Raw genomic sequence first — 21,392 nt, 5'->3', positions numbered from 1 at the left:
TAGATTTATAAAAGAGTCTAATCATTATTAAAGAAATACAAAAATAAAACCCCAATTTCTCTATATTAAAATCGAGAAATTGGGGTTTAGTCACGTAATAATATTTTTTATTTAAAACAAATAACTGATTAATAAACCTGCCGATAATAAGAAGCCAAAAATCGTATTTGTCATCGCTGTTGATTTCATTGCGATGCGCATATACCCGGGATCCTTTGCTCCTTTTTGGAAACTTTGAATAGCAGAGATTGGCTTTCTCAAACCTAGGAACATAACTAATGCCCAAGGGCTTATATAACCTATCAATACAATTACGGCAATCCATAAATAAGCAACGAAAAAGGCTACCGCTAGTGTTACTATTGCTTTTTCTCTCCCAAGGAGGATTACTAATGTCTTTCTTCCACCTTTAATATCTTCTTCGATATCTCGGATGTTATTCGACATGTTGATTGCACCTACTAATATTCCAATTGGAATGGAAATCAATACACTTTCAATCGTTATCGTATTCGTTTGAATAAAGAAAGCGATGAGTACAAAACATGTCCCCATTAACAATCCCGAAACTAATTCTCCAAACGGAGTGTACGCAATTGGTAATGGACCACCTGTATATAAATAGCCAACCGCCATTCCAATTAAACCGATGACGACTAACCACCAGCTACTATTCATACAAATATAAACTCCAATAATTGCTGCTACTACATACAATAAAAGCGCAACTGTTAACACATTTTTTGGTTTCAATCCGTGACGGACAATTCCACCACCAATCCCAACAGAATCAGCGGTATCTAATCCACGTTTGAAATCATAGTACTCATTAAATAAATTCGTCGCTATTTGCAATGCTAAACATGCAACCATCATCGCAATAAATAACAGCCAATCAATTTTGGCAACATAAAGTGATGCCACTGTTCCTAAAATTACAGGAGAAAACGTCGCCGTTAACGTATGCGGGCGCGTCATCTTCCATATTAATTTAGCGGAACTAATTTCTTTTTCTGTCCCCATAACTCTGTTCAATCTCCCAACATTTTAAGTATAAATTACTAGCAGTATCTTTCTATCTATGTTCTGCCACGCATCTATTATATCAAAAAAAGAATTGGTGATAGAACTGTAATGCTCTTGCTTGCACCATAACTTTGCATCAAAATATCGTTTTTTCTAATATGGGGTACAGCCGAGATACATAAAACTTTGAGTTTTATGATTACTTTTCATTGAATTTATAGCTATTATATCTATTTACAAGGAACTGGTTATGACAACTACATTAAGTTTTTCAAAAGAAGGTCCGTCGCTCAAATTCGAACAACGGACCTTCTTTATATGAACCAATTTAAAACATCCTCAGCAATCTCTTCGGGTCTATCCCAATGCATCAAGTGCCCTGTATCTGTATAAAGCTTAGTCGTAATATCAATACGCTTCTTAAATTCATCAATCTGCAATTCTCTTATTTCTAAATAATCATCTGGAAGATCACAATACAATAGTAAAATATCGCTTTTAATTTTATGAGATTCCAACGTTTTATACACCGTATATTGAAACTTAATTACACTTCTAGCGGTATCGCCAGTAGCATGCCATCTCACTTTATTATCTTCTTCTCGCATTAAATCATAAACCGCACGTTCTATTAATGGTGACCATCTACTGTAAACTATTTTTTCTGATTGGATGAATGCTTCTTTACTGTCAAAAATATATTCATCAAAATCTTTTTCATAATGAGTGATTTCTTCCTCTAATGATCGCGGTGGACACTCTCCTTCTTTCGCATCTTTATATAGCTTCGCAAAATAATCCGCATTCATTTTACCATCCATGATGATAACCACCATCTAACAATACCATTTTATTCACTTTTTCTGGACGTTCTGCTGCATAGTGAAGTGCAACGCTTGCTCCCCATGAATGTGCTACTATATGAAATGTTTCTTTTCCTATCCCCTCAAGTAATGCTACTACCCAATTTGTTAAATGGGATGCACCGTAATCTTCATCCTTCTCAAAACTTGGTGTTTTCCCATGTCCAGGTAGATCAAACGATACGATATGATAATTATCCTTTAAAAGTTCCGCTATTTCGATAAAACTTAATTTTGTACTTCCTAAACCATGAAAACAAATGATTTGAGGATTACTTTTATCTCCCCATTCACAAACACTCGCTTGGTATTCACCAAATTCTACAAAAAAGTGATTCATTTTTAATCTCCTCTAATTGTTAGATATAAATTAGTTTGAATGTAAAATTGTTTTTTTCAGAATAAATAAATTTTACAAATGTATCCAAATCCCTTTTTCGTAAATAATTTTTATAGAATACGAGAGTTAGAAAGCACCAAACGCTTATCATTTCAGTTAATGGTTAGATTACATCTTCACGCCTATGAAATGAATATAGTTTAATAATTGTACTATACGTTTATCATATGTGTGATGTTTCAAAGTTCTATCCAGTCCATTTTTTGCTATTTGTTTTCTTTCTTGTACATGTTCCAAATAATACTCCGCTTTTTGTATAAACTCTGGTGCACTATTAAAAGTTTCTATTTCAACACCAGGTATGTAATGCTTTGCTACATCTGGTCGTATATCAGTTAATTGAAAAGAACCTACGGCATTAATTTCAAACGTCCTATTATTTACTGAATAGGCTTGGATGTTTGCGGCATTACAATTCAATTCCTGATCATTTGGTGAACGGTGTAAATTTATATTGATTTTAGTAGCTACGTAATATTTCAATGCATCCTCATACTTCGCAAGTGGCAAGACATGTATTTTATCCTTTAATCTTTCATAATTCTTTAACTTCTCCCAACCGAAACCCACAATTTTTATATTTTTTTCTGCTAAATACTCTGAAATAGAATCAACAAAAGCAATTCTATTTTCAAATGCTGTGCCTATAAAACTAAGATCATACTTATATGTATCTTCTTTCTGAGAAGGTTTAAACACATCTTGATTTGCTGCTAACGGAAGATGAAACACATTGTTACATCCTAACCCTCTATAAAACTTGATACAATTTAAATCTTGCGTAAATATGTAATCATAATACGGCACAAGATGTTGTGTTACATCCGTATAATACGGATCATCTGTCAGCCAAAGTCCAGTAGTAAAACCTGCAGTCTTTATTACTGGCATGACACTAATAATTCCCTCGTTTAAACCAACGAGTACCAAAATAAAATCCGGTTTCATTTTTAATGCGGTTTCTATCGCTCGTTCTGGGTTTACCATAATTGTATTACAGTTTACCTTTTGTAAACTATTCAAAATTGCTGCTTCGATCATTGGGTAATAAAAAGGAATGCCTGATTGAATAAATAAAATTTTCTTAGGCGTATTGTCTTTCATGTCATCTCCCCTATTTCTACATAATCAAAGTGCACGAAAATTAGCAGTCTTTATTCATTTTATGACATCTTACTTTACATGTATAAGCAACGTTTATGTCCATTATGTTGCACTTCCCCTCATTTTACAGACTAATGAGATTTTGGAAGCTGTTACGAAGGGATTAAAATTAGGTTATATTCAGCCCAATTATTAAACATAGAAAATGAATACGTAAAAAAAGAGCCTGCTCGTATGAGTTGGCTCTTTCTCTTTTACAATATCTAATACACTCTACAGCAAAAAACATGGTTAAGATCAAATTATTTCCAAACAACACCTCGCCGCTCATATTCCATTCTATATTCAACAGCAGCTGCAATTTTTGGGCTTGCGAACCTTTCCGTGATCCAAAGTCCTAAGTCAACTCCTGAAGTAACTCCTCTTGCGGTAATACTATCGCCTTGATCCACAATTCTGTAAGGAAGAAATTCTGCCCCATATGTAGGAATTTCACTCTGCGCCAAATGATGCATTGTTGCCTTTTTATCATTCAATATACCGGATGCAGCTAGTAACATACCTCCAGTACAAACTCCAGCAACGATCGTTCCTTCATTGTGCATCTCTCTAATTATTTTAGTCAAAGTACCAAGCTCAGTTTCCTTTCGCGCCCCATGTTCAGCTTTATGATTCCAGCCACCACCAGGTACAATTAACAAATCTGGGCGATTATCCATTCGTAAAAAATCATGTAGTTTAATCGTAACTCCGAACGAAGTAGTAACTTCTTGTTTTCGTTCACTTGATACGAGTTCAACCGTAAATGGAGCCCCTTCTTCTATCGCTCTTTTCAGTACTTCAAAAGGTGCAAAGGAGACAAGTTCTCCGAAACCGTCAAACAATACAATTTGTATTTTCATTTTTTGAACACCTCATATGCTTTCTTTTTCGCATCCAAAATTAAGAGAATAAATGTTATCTACAAATTAACAATGAAGATTGTCTTTCTCCTCTCACTCTATAAACTTCCAAATGTTTTTCCAATTCCCTCTCATCACTTATTACAAGTAGCGTTTTCTTCACAAAGTTCCAATTTAAACTACCGGATAACCATAATAATGAAGAAAGTCTTTCATAATCATTTGATGTTAAAATGTTACTAGCTCCATACCCTTCTAGAAATGCTTTAGCAACTTTCGAACATACTTCATGCGACTGTATTCCTTCTGTCCGGGAATACCATTTTATTAAAAAGGCTAAACCTTCAATACGATCTACATATCCAATCGATTCAAAATCTACAATCCCTTTTACACATTGATTGGAGTTCCATATGACATTTAAAGGATTTAAATCAGTTTGTACTATATACTCTAGATCATTCGTATGTGCGCTTTCTATTTGATACTTAGCGAGATCTATATACCCTCTTAATTCCTTACATGTACCACCCTTATTTTCTAATAATCTTATAAACTCACCATATCCATCTAAATGTGATTTCTTTTGAAAAATCGGGCTTTGAAACGTACTAGAAATATCATGTATCTTTCTTGCTTCCTTTCCAAAGACTTCTGCCATCGTTTCTGTACAATAAGTGACATGTTCCCCTTCCATCCAAGTAGACAATACAAGCCGGTACTGTTCCTCATTCCAAGTGAGTAATGTAAAGGACTCTCCCGCCCTATTCTCCTTAATCTGCATAAATGGAATTCCATGCTCTCGTAAATAATACGTAAACCGTACTTGCTCTTTCAATTGTTCATTTGATAACATCCCAAAGGCCGGATTACTTATTCGATCGCTATTTATAAACCGTGCGGAATATCGATCTCCATTTACGATGATTTTATAATGCAAATCTGTATGCCAACTGTTCTTATGTAATTCTTCTTCCACTACTAATGTATGAATTTCTTTAAAATAATTTATTAATATGTCTTTTATTATTTGTTTCATCCTTTTTTCCTTTCATGTGAAAACCCTCGATGATAGGTTTGTAACATACAATTAATTTACTCAAAAGGAAAATAATAACCTACATAATTAAACACATTTGTAAAACCTACATTTTCTACAACGGCCACAGAAGGCTTATTTATTTCCATACAGTCCCAATATGGAATGATATTATTCTCCAAACATTCTTTTACGAAACTATGAGCTATCGTTTGAGCTAATTTTCTACCTTGGTGACCTTCTATCGTTTCAATATCTATACAGTGTATATTTTCAAAAACGAACCCTGAAAAACAAACACTTACAATCATGCTGTCATAAACAATACAATAACCTATTCCCTCATTAAAAAATTCATCCGTTGAGGACCAAAACTCTAAAATTTTTGATTGTAAAAATTCAATATTCTTAAATACGTTCCCTTGATTTTCATAGAGAGCTTTACTCATTTTTAGCACTCTATACCCTTGTTCAATTTTAGGTTCATGATTATCCTCATAATCCTCTTCCTTTAGCGTATACACTCTTTGATTCCAACTGTTTAATTTACGATGTTGAAATATTTTTTCGATTGTTTTATTCCACTTTGAATGATTACCGATTGCTTCAAAGCAATTTAGTCCAGCCTTTCTCGCCTCAGGTTCTATCACATCATCAATAAAACTTTTCATTTCATTATTAAACTTTTCATTTTCTGCACTTCCTATAAAAAAGAAACCATCGTTATTCCCTAACCAAATAAGTCCTGAATTAGGAGAATAGATGTTATCTACAAATATACGACCAGGATTCACCCCTGCAATTACAGCCTTTACCTCCAATTGCCCTTTTTCATTTACTAAACTGTTACATTTATAAAAATCAGTCTTGTTTAATTCAGAAATCATATGTTTTCCCCCCTGAAACTGCTCTATTCTAACTTTACCACCATGACAGAATATTCTCTATTCCTTTTAATAGTTGTTTTAAACCAAAGAAGTAGATAATAAAAAAACCAATCCCCTATACAATAGAAGATCGGCTCTTTCCTTTATTTACTCCCCTGTGTCAGAAAATCGTTTTATACGTTCTTCAATTTCATCGCGAACACGTTGAAATTCAGACCACTCTTTTCCTGCTGGATCGTCGAATCCCCAATGAACACGATTTACGTGTGGAGGTGTCGAAGGACAAACAGAATCCGCATGACTACAAAGGGTAACGACTAAATCAGCGTTGTTTAAAATATTTGAATCAATCATATCCGATGTTTGATTCGTTATATCAATATTTACTTCATTCATTGCTTTAATAGCATTTGGATTTACTCCGTGTGCTTCAATTCCTGCAGAATATACATTCCACTTATCACCTAAATATTGTTTGCCCCATGCTTCTGCCATTTGGCTTCGGCATGAATTTCCTGTGCATAAGAAATAAATTGTCTTTTTGTTTTCCATGTTGTTTTCCACCTTTGTTTTTAAATTATACTGGTTGATCATTAAAATATTTACGCTTAAACCAAAAAGCGACGTTTACAAGTGCAATCATTACAGGTACTTCCACTAACGGCCCGATAACAGCTGCAAATGCTGCACCCGAATGAATACCAAACACACCAACTGCTACAGCAATTGCTAACTCAAAGTTATTACTACCTGCTGTAAATGCTAACGCTGTTGTCACCGGATAGTTTGCACCAATTTTCCTTCCCATAAAGAAAGAAACAAAAAACATCACAATAAAATAAATGAGTAATGGAATTGCTATTCTTACTACATCTAATGGTACGCTAACAATCATTTCCCCTTTTAAAGAGAACATAATGATGATTGTAAATAATAATGCAAGTAATGTAAGTGGACTAATCTTCGGTATAAACACCTTTTCATACCATTCTCTTCCTTTTAACTTAACGAGTACAAAACGTGTTAACATACCTGCTATAAAAGGAATTCCCAAATAGATAAATACGGATTTCGCTACTTCTATCATTGTAATATCAACAATAGCCCCTTCAATCCCTAACCATTCTGGAATGACTGTTACAAACACGTATGCATAAACGGAGAAGAATAACATTTGAAATACTGAGTTAAAAGCCACTAAACCTGCAGCATACTCTTTATCCCCATCTGCAAGATCGTTCCAAACAATTACCATGGCAATACAGCGTGCTAAACCAATCATAATGAGCCCGACCATGTATTCTGGCTTATCCGGAAGAAAAATAATTGCTAAAACAAACATAAGTACAGGTCCGATAATCCAGTTTTGTACTAAAGATAAAACTAATACTTTTACATCTTTAAATACACGGCCCATTTCCTCGTAACGAACTTTCGCTAATGGTGGATACATCATGACAATTAAACCGACAGCGAGCGGAATAGACGTCGTTCCAACTTGTAATGTATTCAGTCCGTCTACTATACTAGGAAACACAAACCCTAAACCAATCCCAACAGCCATAGCTAGAAAAATCCATAGTGTTAAATATCGATCTAGAAAAGATAAACGTTTCATTTTATTTTCCATCTCCTATTAACAACAAGAATTTTTTTCTACTACGTTAGAAGTCGTGCAACAAGAAGGCTCTTCAATTTTATGAACATCACTATGTGCTTTCGTATAAAAGAATTCCCACTCGTTCCCATCAGGATCTGTTACCCAAAACTTATCTTGAACCGCATAGCAACAAGTCGTATCCATCTCATCACGCGCGAAGAAACCTTCTTTTTCTAACCTTTCTTTATGTAATGTAATTTCTTCAGCTGTATCCACTTGGAAACCGAAATGATTTACTTGATTTCCCTTCACTTCATCTCTTACGTTCAGTGTAAAATTAAGTCCTGGCGTCTCTAATAAAAATTTTGCATAATCCACTTTCACCTTAACTGGTGACACACCAAATACCTTTTCGTAAAATTCAATAGACTTCTCTAAATCCGTAACATTTATACCAACATGAACATATCTCATAGCTTATTCCTCCTCTTTATATGTTATTAATCAATTTTTTTTGATTAATGGTGCAAAATTTTAACAGCAACTACCTTTGCCTGTTTTTCTAAAGATACAGCACAATTCTTCTGATAATAAATTATTTACTTCCGCATCATTTAAATCATAATAACTCCACGTACCTTTTGTTTCTTTTACAATTAAACCTGCATCTAATAAAATCTTTAAATGATAGGACAACTTAGATTGCGTCATTTCAAAAATCTCTGTTAAATCACATACACAAGTCTGGCCTCGCTGGCAAAGTTCATACATGATTTCTAGACGCTTCTGATCCGCCAACGCTTTAAACTTTTTCTCATAGAGCTGAAAATCTTGTGCCACTGTAGTTCACTCTCCCTTCATCAATTTTTTTTGATATTTATAGTATATACGCAGATGAGTTCTATATGCAACTAGTTCATCAAGTTTTTTTGATTTATCAAAAAAACTTCCTCTTCAAAATCTATACTTGAATACTTTTTCTTGCTCAATATAAAATAGCTTTCTTACAAATTAATACGATAATTTAATATTAACATGGTGCAGTTTCAGGGGTAAGTTATCAGAAAACATATGAAGTAAGCACTCTACAAATGATAATATATTAAATCTCGTTAAAACAAAAAGATATGTCCTAGTATAGTATACCTAGGACATCCCCTTCATTTTATAATTTCTAGATTCTATACATCACTAACAATTGAATATACCTTCTGTCTAAAACATAGTATTATCATTAGCTGCCTCATTTGGAATCTCTTGAATTACATCCCAGTGTTCAACAATCTTACCATTCTTTATACGAAATATATCGACTATAGCAACTCCCTTATCTTGAGAATTAGTACGAGAATGTACATGAAGAGCAACTGTATCTCCTTCTACTACTACTCGTTTAATCTCTGCAGAAGAATTAGGATTTTTAACAAAGTCCTCCTTAAAGAAATCCATGAAGGCTTTTCGTCCGTCAGCAACAAAAGGATTATGTTGCTTATAATCTTCACTTACATATTTAGGGATAATATCGATATCATGTTTGTTAAAAACTTCATTATAGAAATCAACTACCATCTTTTTATTCTTTTCATTTTCTGTCGCTTCTTTCGATACCGATGCAACATTCTCACTCTTTATTGAGTGACCTTTGGTATTACCAGTTGAAGCTTGAAATATCAAAGTCGACACAATTCCTAAAATAAACACAGAAATAATTATTACTATTAAATTTTTCTCTAATTTCATTTATGCCTACCTCTTCTAATCGTATAAGTTATCTTCCATAACACGCTTGAGAAGTAGAAACCTTCCCAAAAATGTAATGTGAGGGGGAATGTTAGGAAATTACACTCCCCCTTATACAAGGCATGTTAGAAACTAATAACTCTAACTTAATACCTCATTAACAGTTGCACTGTCCACAATTTGAATAAACTTCTTAACCTTATCGTTCTCATCAAACTCATAAAGATGACAGAAATCTGCTATGAATGATTTCCCTGTTACTTTATATGTTCCACTATATTTTCCATACACGATAACAGTATTGTTATTAAAAGCATAAATTTCATCTTTAGCGTTATAGTTATCCCATTCCGTGCCAAGACGTTCATGTACATTTTTCACTACTGCATCAGGACCTGTATAAGTGCCCGCATATGGAAACCCAGCAGCTTCTGTCCAAGATACATTTTCACTTAAATACGTTTTGAAAGCATCCATTTTCCCTTCGCCAGTTAACACATACGTTTCATGTAATAGTTTTTGATATTTATTCATAGCATTAACCCCAAGGCATTTCTTTTGTTACAACTTTTGCACTTAATTCTAATACACCTTTATTTGCATAGTCTGGATATGCTGCTTCAAGTTTCGCTACAAAATCTTTTGAAGTTTTACTTTCCTCAGAAGCTTGAACCGCAGTTCTTAGGTAATCCATAGTTGCAATAATCGCTTGATTATCTAAGGATTTTTCAATTGATCCATGGCTAGGTACAATTATGTCAGCATTTAATGCTTGTAATACTTTCAAGTTCTCAATCCATGCCTCCATAGCCGCTTTTGAGCTAGTATCCGCTAAGAATACATGTATTTCGTTAAATACATCAATACCACCAATTAATACTTTTAGCTCTTTATTAAATAAGCTAGTTCTGTAATGATCTAAGCCTACTAGTTCAAATGTTAACCCCTGAAAATCAATCGTTTTTTCTTTAAACACTTGAGGTAATACTACGTTGCTTGGTGCGTTTTCTCCTAGGGCACCTTTCCAAACTTTTAATTTACCTAAGACAGAATGAACAATATGTTCAACAGTAGACTCTGTAGCATACGCTATAGCTTCTGGGTAAGCAGCCTTAATACTTTCTAATCCAAAGTAGTAATCAGGATCCCCATGAATAATAAAGATTTTATCTAAAGATAAGTCGTTTTTTTTCAGATACTCAACAATTTCTTTCGAATCAGATTGAGTAAATTTTGAGTTTATTAAAAATGCATGTCCCGCTTTCTCAACTAAGGTTGCAGTGACCATAAAACTTTTTTCGTCTGAACTAAACACCGTCAATTTCACATCTTTTTGATTTGTATCAATTGTTTTAAACATAGAATGTTATTCTCCTTTTGTTAAAGTTATTTACTAGTTAACATATTTTTATCTTGTTCCGACAGAAGCACCCTCTTCAATTTACCTGAAAGTGTGATAGCACCAGCAAATAGGCGAGAGATGAATGTCGGTTGGCGTAAGCTAACATGTTTGCTACTATAGCTGATAGTAAAATTAAAATTGGACTCTTTTTAAAAATAAATTGAAACCGACTGTTATAAAAAGGTTTAAGTCCATCCAATTCTAGTCTTTTTTAAAACGTTAAATGTTATATACTGTAGCTTAAAATTCATTAATATAAATTTTTAAAACGCGCTTCAATTTTATCTGGCGTCATTACCCCACCACCAATAGAGATAATTTGATTATCCTTTTGTAAAAGTAATGAAGGATAACTATTAACACCAAGCTGTCGCACTTTATTGAAATCGTTTTGGACATCTATTATTGTTTCTTGAGCGTTTAAACGTTCTAGTACTTGTTCAGGGTTCAAACCATGCTCGATTGCAATCTTACGATATGTTTCAGGATCACTTAGACTTTGTCCCTCATAATAAAACGCTTTTTGCATAGCCGCAGTGAATTCTAACAAACGGTCTGGTGCTAATGAGCGTAAAGCTGAAAAGCCAATTGCAGCATCTTTCGAATTCATTTTAAAAGTCCCTTCTTCCACCAATTTTTGATATGAAGGACCAAATTCTGCACCTGTAAGTTGATTAATTCTTTTATTCCCCTCTTCTATATATGAGAAATTTTTTATTGGTAAATCATCTAAAAATAATCCTCCACATAAAACTGTTAACGGCATTTCAGTGTGTTCTTTGTAAAATCCTTTAATACTTTCTGAAAATCCATAGCACCATCCACAATATGCGTCCCATACGTATATAAGATTATCTTGTTTCGTCTTCATTTAAATCTCCTACCTTTATTTTTATTAACCAGTCCAGCTATCACTTAAAATTCTCAGCTAACTTTTTGGTTTATATAAGTACATCTTTTTTATATCTTGTTCTTTTTTGAGTTACCTTACTATATTTTTCAAAACTAACCCTTCCCAAAAAGATTAGATAAGATTTCTAATGAAAGATAGCACTGCGCATCATTGCTCCAAAATAGAAGATACTAAAATTCGGAATATATCTTGATTTAAATATGTTAGTAACTTTCTACACCGGGCGATAACATGTGGACTACCATCCTTAATTAAATATATAAACCTTATTTTCACTTTAAATAGTCATAAGGTTGTAACTAATTCGATTACAACCTTATGTAACCATATTAGTTACAACTATAGTAGAAGTCAATTCTTTTTTAACAAAAACAATAAATTTCTACCCTAACGCTTTTAGAATTCTATTATTAAAAACTGGCTTCTTGTTCTTAAATTTGTTAAAAAGCTTAGTAATTCCCTAAAAACATCACTAGTAAATATGGAACAACAAATTCAAGATAATTTACAAAACAAATAATATAAGTACCTCTTTCATGGCTTACCGACAGAGTACCAGTTCTAGTACATAGTTTTTTTCAAAGCATTACATTTTGTTTTTACCTTTAATAGAAACTACCTGATTAACTAAAACAGGAACTGTCCCACCATGACTTATAATTTTTTATCCCTGTACATTGTGCGGGAATTTTTTTCATAAAAAAAGACACCCTAAAGTGCCTTCTTCCAACGTGAACCATCACAATTTCAATAGTAAGTATTGGACTCTCATCCAAATATACTTTTACCATGTTAAATTGTTTGATTCATTGAGGAATAGGGTTCAAATTTGGGTTAGCATCACATCGCTAACATACTAAGGTTTTATGCTACCCAAAAACAATGATTTTTACTCTGGGGATCTCAATTTTACTATTTGGGGATTTATGCTTTTCTTAGCTTGATAGCGATGTGGTAGGGCCCTATATTTGACTCTTTTTCTACACCTAGATATTCTAGAGTTCGTTCTAACATAAGTGCTGCCTGTTGACGTGTGAGTGTGCCATATGGCGTAAACTTAGTAGCTGAAACACCTCGGATAATTCCTGTATCGTATAGGGCTTGTACATCATAATACCGGCTGCGAACGTATTTACATCAAGAAGATTAATGGAGCAAATGATGATTGCCCTAAATTGGTTTGATTGCTGTTTTTGCAGAGTTTGAGCGTGATATTATTCGTTGAAATTCTCTTCTTAAAGATAATACGTAAATACAAACAAAACCAGCAAAACACCGTTCCTATGTCGTACTGGTTTTGTTGAAGTCCATTTTGAATTGTAGCTAGTTCAACGTAATTGCAAATTCTGAGTTCGGTGCCCCAGCAATTACAACCGTTCCATTCTTCGGTAGTTTTACTTTGTTATTGCCGCTCACGATGGTAAAGTTGACGCATACTCCATTCTCATCATACACCGCGAACGCACCCTTCGATGGCAATGTCACGGTCATCCTTTTTCCTGCTGCCGCTTGCGGGATCGTAAACCATTTAGCATGCCCATTTGCTTGCAGCGTAACTTTGGATGATTGGCCAGCATCAAGTGGTTTTACGTTGTTTCCACTTACGTATAACAACCCGGCCATTTCCATATATTCATTGCCGCCTTCTGTATAGAAATGCGTTTCCGTCGTATCACGGCCATTCATCACGGGGATCTGGAACTGATGCGCCGCGGTGTTCGGACCTGTAATTTTTCTGCCCTCCCAATAGCCCGCCAGGCCTTCCTTACGAGTAATTTGTGTGGTAATAAGTTTCGGTTGTACGAGATATTCAATAGAACTAAATTTCTCATTCACGAGATAGAACTTGACACCTTCCCGCTTCGCCCATGCGGCAGCGGTTTTCTTCGATAGTACATTGTCTTCTAGTTTCTCGGCTAAATAGTGAGTCATCGCACCTTGCCCTAAGTCTGGTGTCGATTTATATGTGCTCTCCCTCAAATAAGTTCTTCCATTCTTCTCGGTGACAAAGTTGAGCTTAGAAGTACCCTTCTCATTAATAAAGCTTCCATCCACAGTATATACATATTTTTCTTCTCGATTAGATGGTAAGAACAGTTCTCCATTCTTCGTAATTTCAATTTTGAAATGAGTTTCGCTATTGCCATAAAAGCCCGCTTTCTTTGCCGCGTCTTGAGGCATCTTGACCTTGACCGGCTTGCCAAAAGATTTGTTCGGCTTGATGTTCTTAATTGTCCCCTTCTCTTTAAGCACGGCGAGCAGCAATTCAGTTGCCAGCAGTTGATTTGTAGAGCTTCGTCCACCGGATGACAACACAGCCGCTGCCATTTTCTGTTCCGGAAGCACGACCAGTATAGCATGTTGCAGTGCCGTGTCGCCGCCCTTAGCCAAGCCTTTTATCCCATATTCACTGAATGGGTATAGTTTCACACTATCCCAGCCAAGACCATAGTTAAAAATATTATCTCCATCCCCCGGCCACATTCCTTTTTTATATTCCTCTTGCTCCATCGCCTTGACTACCTTATCAGAGAGGATCCCTTTTCCCTGTCCCATAAATAATTGTGAGAATCGTACCATATCTTCTGCCGTGGAAGAGACCCCTCCCGTACCAATCACATTCACCGATTCAATTGGAAGCTGCCCTTGGTACGCCGGAAAATAAAGTCCAGCCCGCTTTTCGTCTCTCCATTTGTCCTGCGGCGTTTTTGTATGATTCATCTTTAAGGGTTCTGTAAACTGTTGATGTAGAAATTCGGTAAAGCTCATACCGCTGACTCTTTCCACCAAAATTTCGGCCAGCGTAAAACCATCGTTGCAGTATACCGAGAACGCGCCAGGGTCTGCTTTCAGGCTCTGGTTGGACAATTGCTGCAACAAGAAATCATGGGAATAGGTATCATTATCGTTAAATAAAAATGCATTACTTAACGTGGAACCTTGCAAGCCGGAGGAGTGATTCAACAACATACGCGGGGTAATGCGTTTGTACCGCCCATCTTTCATCTTAAAATCAGGAACATAGTTAACCACAGGAGCATCCAAATCGACTTTTCCTTCGTCGACCAATTTCATTACAGCCGCTGTTGCATACATTTTACTGACTGAACCAATCCCGTATAGAGTATCTTTGGTTAGTGGCTGTTCCCCTTCCATATCGTTCTTTCCAGCCTGCCCCGACAAAGTAAGCTTGCCATTATCAATTAGCGCATACTGCACGCTAGTCGTACCATGGGACTTCGTGAGTAGCGCAGCCTTCTCTGCTGCAATCTTCTTCAGCTCTTGGCTAGCTAGTTCTGCGTTAGATACAACTGTAGTCTTACTGTCAGAAAATGCTTTCGCCCCTGTTGGTAGAATCATAGTTAGCGCTAATGTAGCGGCTAATACACCAGTTAGTTTATTTTTCATGAGGGAATTGCCTCCTTAGATAAGTGATCAATTTCATCATTTGTTTGTTTAACTATGAAAATATGATAAAATTTATCAGTTCTTCCTTTTGGCCTACTTGCTAAATTCAGCAAGTAAAATATTTTTAAAAGGATCAGGACTATCAGCATTAAGGCTGTTCAAATTGACAGCTAATGTATGCTTGCCTCCAAGTGTACCTCCAGCAAAAGTAACAAACCCTGGAATGCTACCTCCGTGTCCCCATATTGAGACACCGTTTGGAAGCTTAGTTTCATAGATTCCAAGACCATATCTGCCAAGTGCAGCTTCTCCTGTTGGAACTGTAGTAAGCATTTGTTTTAGTTGCTGTTCTTTTATTAATTTACCTCCAAGTAAGTAAGAGAAGAATTTGTTTAAATCATCAGCAGTAGAAATCATATCTCCAGCCGAGCTCCCCATACTTGGGTTATAATACGTAACATCTTTTGGCTCACTTGCTCCGTCTAGTTGGATATATCCACGGGCATGCTTGGTTCCTGGAATCACGCTTGAATTGCCAGGTAAGAATGTATTCGATAATTCAAGCGGTTCAATAATCCGATTTTCAATCTCTTCCGCATAGCTGTTCCCGGTTACTGTTTCAATAAGGATCCCTAGTAATACGTATCCTGTATTTGAATAAGACCAGCTCTTTCCAGGAGCAAAATCTGGGGGCATCGAAATCCCCATCTTTACTAATTCTTCAGCCCTATACGATTTTTTTGTATCCATAAGATTAAAACTTTTTGACCTTGTGTATTCAGCGATACCACTTGTGTGGTTCAATACTTGCCGGATAGTAATCTGTTTATCATCATACCCGTTTCCTTGAATGACACCAGGCAACCATTTTTCAATAGAGTCGTCTAGATTCAAGCGGTTCTCTTCGGCTAATTGAAGTACAACTGTTGCCGTGAACGTCTTCGTCACGCTACCAATGCGAAAGCGAAAATCTGTTTTCATTGGTTTTTTGCTGCTCAAATTCGCTACCCCAGCGGCATAACTCCATGTTTTTCCACCCTCAGAAGTTTTAGCAAGTATCCCCGGGAATCCAAGTTGCAATGTATCCCGCACTGCTTGCTTGACAGAATTACGATCTCGTTGAGTACTTGTTTGTACCGAACTAGATACACTTTGAGTAGGTTCTGCTTTTACAATTAAGGTTGGCGTTGTGTATAACAGAGAACTTCCAGCTATTAAAAGGGCCAGACTTGCACATGTAATTTGACTACGTGTTTTCATAGGGCATTCCTCTCCTCTATTCATATTGTATAGGTGGTTTCTTGCTATTTCGTATTAACCACACAACTACCATCTCCACCAATGAAAAAAGGTCAACATTGAATTCGTAATCATCTTCATATTTACTATTTTTACAAACGCCATTCTGTCCTGGGTAAATCCCTCTTTTTCCACATATATGTTAACCACATAAATTACTTCTTTTCCTTGAAACAGTCTTGTTACTAGTCTGTTTTTCATATATAAGTCATATCTGTTCCGCCTTTCACGCCTCTTTATATTTTTATCATACAGAATGAAAATTTCTTTTTTCTTACCCATTTCTTACAAATTACTTACTTTCAAAATCGCTTTTATAATAGGATAAGAAGGAGCATCTGTGCCGTAAAGTTCAGTAAATATATTAATCAAAAAGAAACACAGTTTTTTTTACTTCTGTGTTTCTTTTTACCATCCTTTTAAATATTAAGAGTCGATTTACCCTTAACAGGATGAATTCTGACTCTTTTCTAATGTGAATTTTCTTCTTGCAATACAACACAAATGACATTGTGCTGCATGAAACACTCCTAACGTTGTTAAAATCACTTGTTTTTAAGTCAAAATTTATTTAACTTAGGGCGGATACTCCATATCCATCAGCTTGAGAAAAATAAACGCCCTCAAAACGAAAAAATAAGCTACCTTCTCAAAGTAACTACCTGTAGAAAAAGAAAATGTTCATTTAGGAGATATATTAAAACCTTAGCTTGATAGTAATGTGGTGCTCCCCCACATCCATCAACTTAAGGAGAATAAACGCCACCAAAACAAAAAAAGCCCCAAAGTTTTCTTGAAAATAAGTTGGGGCTTTTGAACCAGAAAAGTACATTTTCAACTATGAAAACTACGATGAATTTTTCCTTTTTTCCTACTTGCTAAATTCAGCAAGTAAAATATTTTTAAAAGGATTAGGACTATCAGTTCTACCCAAACTATTCCAATTGACGACCAACGTATGCTTGCCTCCAAGTTTACCTCCAACAAGAGTAGTAAATCCTAGAATGCCACCTGTGTGTCCCCATATCGAGACACCGCTTGGAAGCTTAGTTTCATAGATTCCAAGACCATATCCATCGATTCCTTCTTTTCCTGTAGGAACTGTAGTAAGCATTTGTTTTAGTTGCTGTTCCTTCAGTAATTTGCCACCGAGCAAGTAAGAGAAGAATTTGTTTAAGTCGTCAGCAGTAGAAATCATATCTCCAGCAGAGCTAGCTGCACTTGGGTTATAATAAGTAACGTCTTTTAGCTCACTTGGTCCGTCTGGTTGGAAATATCCACGGGCATGGTTAGTGCCTGGAATAACACTTGAGTTGCCTGGTAGGAATGTATTCGACAATTCAAGTGGTTCAATAATTCGATTTTCAACCTCTTCCGCATAGCTGTTTCCAGTTACTTTTTCAATAAGGATACCCAGTAATACGTATCCTGTGTTTGAATAAGACCAGCCCTTTCCTGGAGCAAAGTCTGGGGGAAGAGAAATCCCAATCTTCACTAACTCTTCAGCCGTATACGATTTTTTTGTATCCGTAAAATCAACGTCTTTTGACCTTGAGTATTCAGCGATACCACTTGTATGGTTCAATATCTCCCGGATAGTAATCTTGTTACCATCATATCCATTTCCTTGAATGACACCAGGCAACCAGTCTTCGATGTAGTCGTCTAGCTTCAGGCGATTCTCTCCAACTAATTGAAGTACAACTGTTGCGGTGAACGTCTTCGTCACACTCCCAATGCGAAAGCGAAAATCTGTTTTCATTGGTTTCTTGGTTCTCAGATTCGCTATTCCAGCGGCATACCCCCACGTTTTTCCACCCTCAGAAGTTTTGGCAAGTATCCCCGGGTATCCAAGTTGCAATGTATCCCGCATTGCTTGCTTGACGGAAGTACGATCTCGTTGAGTATTTGTTTGTAACGAACTAGATACATTTTGAGTGGGCTCTGCTTTTACAATTGAGGTTGGTGTTGTATATAACAGGGAACTTCCAGCTATTAAAAGGGCCAGACTTGCACATGTAATTTGACTACGTATTTTCATAAGGCATTCCTCTCCTCTATTCATATTGTATAAGTGTTTGCTTACTGCTCCTTACTTCCTGACAAGACTAAGGGAAAGGCCCTCACGCATATAGATTAAAGCTCCAGTACAAAGGTATCTATCAATACCAACAATTCGAGCCATTTAAATCTCCATCCCCTCCTATAACAAAATTATTCAAAGGTATGAAAGCATATTATGTACCCTTAGTTATTGTTAGGATTAACACAACATGAGACATAACCCCAACCCATATTTTACTTTATTTATCCATAATATGTATTGAGAAAGAATGTAAATTCGAATCCTTTCCGTAACCTAACTATTGATCGTTTTTTTCACCTATTATAATTAGTTATTTAGAATTTCATAATAAAAAACTGTAAAAAAAATAACGAGTCCCTTAACGTACAGGAAGCGGTTGAAATTAGAGATAGAATCAAGAGTTTTTTTGAAAAACAGCTGCATGGTGTTGAATTGATTTTAGCCCAAGGGATTGCACGACAAGAACTAAAGAAAGAGCTGCCCGTTAAACAAACAGCTATGTTGATTGTCTCCTCTATTGAGGGTGCTCTCTTCTTGGCCCAAGCTTCTAACAACCAAGATATGATCAAAAATTTATTTCCTACTTTAGCTTCCATGCTAAAGTAATATCTTTAGATACATTAGTACTATTTAGTACTATAAAATAATAAAGGAGTGTTTTTATTATGAATATCTTCATGACCGGCGGAACTGGTTATATTGGACGTCATTTAATCGCTGAGTTAGCTTCTCAGCATCAGATTTATGCACTTGTACGTCAAAAAAATCGTCTTCTTACCATCATCAATCAACTGGCACCCGATCAACAGAACAACATTGTTCCTGTTATCGGTGATCTAACGCAGCCTCGATTAGGTTTAAGTGATGACAGCTACAAACAATTACTTGCAACTGATCTAATTATTCATGCAGGAGGTCCAATGAATATTGAGTTGAACCTCATTGAAGCTGAGCAGTCTTTCCTCACCCCTGCAAAATCCCTTGTTCGGCTAGCACAGGATATCCACGCTGAAAAAGAATTAAAGCATTTTATCAATGTCGCAGGCTTTATGAGTCCCTATCATGAACAAAATGCATTGTTGGATCTAGATCATTTGCTGGACAATCAACCGCCTTATGAAAAAATGAAGTTTTTAGCCGACTCTTATATACGAAAATCTCTTCATAACATGAGCATTCCCTTATCTACTGTTAATCCTAGTGTAATCGTCGGAGACTCCTTCTCAGGGAAAACAGAACAGATTGGAGGCCTTAGTATCTTAGTCGATGCTGTAAGGCGAAATCTTATGCCGCTTGTTCCAGGCGGCGACGATTATTGGTTACCAATGGTTCATATTGATCATGTGGCTTCATTTATTTCAAAACTTGTTAATACAGAAGGGTTATCAAGCAATACCTACTATCTTTTAGATTCTAAGCAAGAAAGTCCGTCGATCCGAACTTTCATCAAACTCATGGCACACGAATTGCAGACAACAAAGCCGTTAGGAACTATACCGCTTCCGTTATTGAAAACTGTGCTTAGAATGGGTGCTGATAAGATGCTTGGTATTCCTAAAGAATCTATGAGTTTTCTTGTTAAGTCGGAATTCCCTGTTTACAGTAAATTAGAAATAGAACAAAGGAACGGCAGAAATTTATTCGTAGTTCCGTCCACGCTCCCTTTTATCATTAGTGATTTGGATTATCGGTTAAATCATTTAGGCCTGAATCAAAATGAGCAGAAAGATTTTAGTCAACGAAGAAGGGCTAACTTAGTTTCGCTAGAGAAAGATAGGAATGAAACACCTATTATTTTTCTTCATGGGACGTTCAGCAATGCCGATGCCCTTTTGCCCCTCTCACAATTTTTAAGCGGTTTAAATACTTGGTTCGTAGATTTACCTGGATTTTGGCGTACCCCTTATCACCATAATCCTTCTGTGATAGAAGGCTATGTAGAGAGCATTTCCACTATGATCACTGAGTTGAACAGACCCGTTATATTAGTGGGGCATTCATTTGGCGGATTGATTGCGGCTCAAGTGATGGAACGGCTGCCCTCACTGATCAAACAACTCATTTTATTGCAACCAGTACTGCATCCTATCCAACCTAAATATAGATTTCGACGTATTACAAGTTTCGTTTTAAAATATATGGAGCCCGCCCGTTTGGAAAAAGAGCTACTTCAAACCAATAGCTTCAGAACATCCAGTCAGTTATTGAGTAATTATGCTCATTCTGTAGTCCGTAATTTAAAATCCCCCCGTATACGCAAAACTAACGCTACGGTCATGTCTTGCTTAAATATATCAAAATCCATCCAGTTAAATCCCGAGACATGGGATAAGAGGAAAATTAAGATACTATGGGGAGCTTTGGATAAGGATCATCATGTCCCAAAGCAGTTTGAACACTTGGATATTACACGTATTCAGTACGGTCATCAGTTTCCTGTTGAATCTCCTGAACTAACTGCTCAATGGATTTCTCAAGCTGTAACAGTATAAAGGTTCTTTTGATAGTATTGATGGAGGGTGATTGTCAACACAAATTCAGACTGCTTTTTTAAGGGCTCGTTTTCTGAACTCAACTGAACTTAAATAACCTAAAGTTCCATGAACATGATGATGGTTAAACTGGTTCTGTTGCAAAGTTTGAAAAAAGCATAGACAGGTTGATAAATGCAGAACAATGTTTAGGAAGTAGCTAGTAATTGTTGAAGTTCATTGTACGTTGAA

Annotated in this window: 18 protein-coding genes and 2 pseudogenes; 2 read left to right on the top strand and 18 right to left on the bottom strand. The window is 35.9% G+C overall.

Going from position 1 to position 21,392, the window contains the following annotated elements:
- Positions 1–111: 111 nt before the first annotated feature.
- The 18 genes and pseudogenes from menA to QCI46_RS11570 all read right to left on the bottom strand — a co-directional run bounded on the left by menA (position 112) and on the right by QCI46_RS11570 (position 18,624).
- Positions 112–1,023 (bottom strand): 1,4-dihydroxy-2-naphthoate polyprenyltransferase, encoded by a 912-nt coding sequence (gene menA, locus QCI46_RS11655; protein ID WP_327961316.1) that lies wholly within the window; start codon positions 1,021–1,023, stop codon positions 112–114.
- 317 nt (positions 1,024–1,340) lie between these two features.
- Positions 1,341–2,229, bottom strand: a pseudogene (locus tag QCI46_RS11650) (alpha/beta fold hydrolase).
- A 168-nt stretch (positions 2,230–2,397) separates the two neighbouring features.
- Positions 2,398–3,393 (bottom strand): CgeB family protein, encoded by a 996-nt coding sequence (locus QCI46_RS11645; protein WP_353840312.1) that lies wholly within the window; start codon positions 3,391–3,393, stop codon positions 2,398–2,400.
- A 302-nt stretch (positions 3,394–3,695) separates the two neighbouring features.
- On the bottom strand, positions 3,696–4,295 hold the full coding sequence (locus tag QCI46_RS11640; protein ID WP_327960348.1) for a DJ-1/PfpI family protein: 600 nt from the start codon (positions 4,293–4,295) through the stop codon (positions 3,696–3,698).
- A 55-nt stretch (positions 4,296–4,350) separates the two neighbouring features.
- Positions 4,351–5,334 carry a phosphotransferase enzyme family protein gene (locus QCI46_RS11635; RefSeq protein WP_353840311.1) on the bottom strand — a complete coding sequence of 328 codons (984 nt, stop codon included), beginning with the start codon at positions 5,332–5,334 and terminating at the stop codon, positions 4,351–4,353.
- 56 nt (positions 5,335–5,390) lie between these two features.
- The gene (locus QCI46_RS11630) at positions 5,391–6,221 is read right to left on the bottom strand and encodes a GNAT family N-acetyltransferase (RefSeq protein WP_088080330.1); all 831 of its coding nucleotides are present in this window, start codon (positions 6,219–6,221) and stop codon (positions 5,391–5,393) included.
- Positions 6,222–6,368: 147 nt separating this feature from the next.
- Complete coding sequence (arsC, locus tag QCI46_RS11625) at positions 6,369–6,773, bottom strand: arsenate reductase (thioredoxin) (protein WP_327960367.1); 405 nt, start codon at positions 6,771–6,773, stop codon at positions 6,369–6,371.
- 25 nt (positions 6,774–6,798) lie between these two features.
- On the bottom strand, positions 6,799–7,839 hold the full coding sequence (gene arsB / locus QCI46_RS11620) for an ACR3 family arsenite efflux transporter (RefSeq protein ID WP_353840310.1): 1,041 nt from the start codon (positions 7,837–7,839) through the stop codon (positions 6,799–6,801).
- 18 nt (positions 7,840–7,857) lie between these two features.
- On the bottom strand, positions 7,858–8,295 hold the full coding sequence (locus QCI46_RS11615) for an ArsI/CadI family heavy metal resistance metalloenzyme (RefSeq protein WP_087984492.1): 438 nt from the start codon (positions 8,293–8,295) through the stop codon (positions 7,858–7,860).
- Between the two features lie 60 nt (positions 8,296–8,355).
- On the bottom strand, positions 8,356–8,661 hold the full coding sequence (gene arsR / locus QCI46_RS11610) for an arsenical resistance operon transcriptional regulator ArsR (protein ID WP_000046014.1): 306 nt from the start codon (positions 8,659–8,661) through the stop codon (positions 8,356–8,358).
- A 375-nt stretch (positions 8,662–9,036) separates the two neighbouring features.
- The gene (locus QCI46_RS11605) at positions 9,037–9,561 is read right to left on the bottom strand and encodes a nuclear transport factor 2 family protein (RefSeq protein WP_087984491.1); all 525 of its coding nucleotides are present in this window, start codon (positions 9,559–9,561) and stop codon (positions 9,037–9,039) included.
- Positions 9,562–9,702: 141 nt separating this feature from the next.
- The gene (locus QCI46_RS11600) at positions 9,703–10,095 is read right to left on the bottom strand and encodes a nuclear transport factor 2 family protein (protein WP_060486500.1); all 393 of its coding nucleotides are present in this window, start codon (positions 10,093–10,095) and stop codon (positions 9,703–9,705) included.
- A gap of 4 nt (positions 10,096–10,099) precedes the next feature.
- Positions 10,100–10,921 carry an MBL fold metallo-hydrolase gene (locus tag QCI46_RS11595; RefSeq protein ID WP_353840309.1) on the bottom strand — a complete coding sequence of 274 codons (822 nt, stop codon included), beginning with the start codon at positions 10,919–10,921 and terminating at the stop codon, positions 10,100–10,102.
- Positions 10,922–11,213: 292 nt separating this feature from the next.
- Positions 11,214–11,834, bottom strand: a complete 621-nt coding sequence (locus QCI46_RS11590) for a DsbA family protein (protein ID WP_353840308.1) — start codon at positions 11,832–11,834, stop codon at positions 11,214–11,216.
- Positions 11,835–12,800: 966 nt separating this feature from the next.
- Positions 12,801–12,977 (bottom strand): annotated as a pseudogene (locus tag QCI46_RS11585) (S-layer homology domain-containing protein); the annotation flags it as partial.
- Positions 12,978–13,199: 222 nt separating this feature from the next.
- A complete protein-coding gene (locus tag QCI46_RS11580) occupies positions 13,200–15,284 on the bottom strand; it encodes a serine hydrolase domain-containing protein (protein ID WP_353840307.1) in 2,085 nt (694 codons plus the stop codon).
- A 93-nt stretch (positions 15,285–15,377) separates the two neighbouring features.
- Entirely contained in the window at positions 15,378–16,544 is a 1,167-nt protein-coding gene (locus QCI46_RS11575) for a serine hydrolase domain-containing protein (protein WP_087984251.1), read from the bottom strand.
- A 910-nt stretch (positions 16,545–17,454) separates the two neighbouring features.
- Positions 17,455–18,624, bottom strand: coding sequence for a serine hydrolase domain-containing protein (locus QCI46_RS11570; protein ID WP_353840306.1), 1,170 nt, complete (start codon positions 18,622–18,624; stop codon positions 17,455–17,457).
- Between the two features lie 369 nt (positions 18,625–18,993).
- Between QCI46_RS11570 and QCI46_RS29880 the strand changes: the two genes are divergently transcribed.
- Positions 18,994–19,275 carry a TetR family transcriptional regulator C-terminal domain-containing protein gene (locus QCI46_RS29880; protein WP_412677825.1) on the top strand — a complete coding sequence of 94 codons (282 nt, stop codon included), beginning with the start codon at positions 18,994–18,996 and terminating at the stop codon, positions 19,273–19,275.
- A 59-nt stretch (positions 19,276–19,334) separates the two neighbouring features.
- A complete protein-coding gene (locus QCI46_RS11565) occupies positions 19,335–21,161 on the top strand; it encodes an alpha/beta fold hydrolase (RefSeq protein ID WP_353840305.1) in 1,827 nt (608 codons plus the stop codon).
- The last annotated feature ends 231 nt before the right edge of the window (positions 21,162–21,392 follow it).

It is taken from the genome of Bacillus cereus group sp. RP32 (genome assembly GCF_040459735.1).
GTDB classification, from domain to species: domain Bacteria; phylum Bacillota; class Bacilli; order Bacillales; family Bacillaceae_G; genus Bacillus_A; species Bacillus_A wiedmannii.
This window is presented reverse-complemented; position numbering and strand designations above follow the sequence as displayed.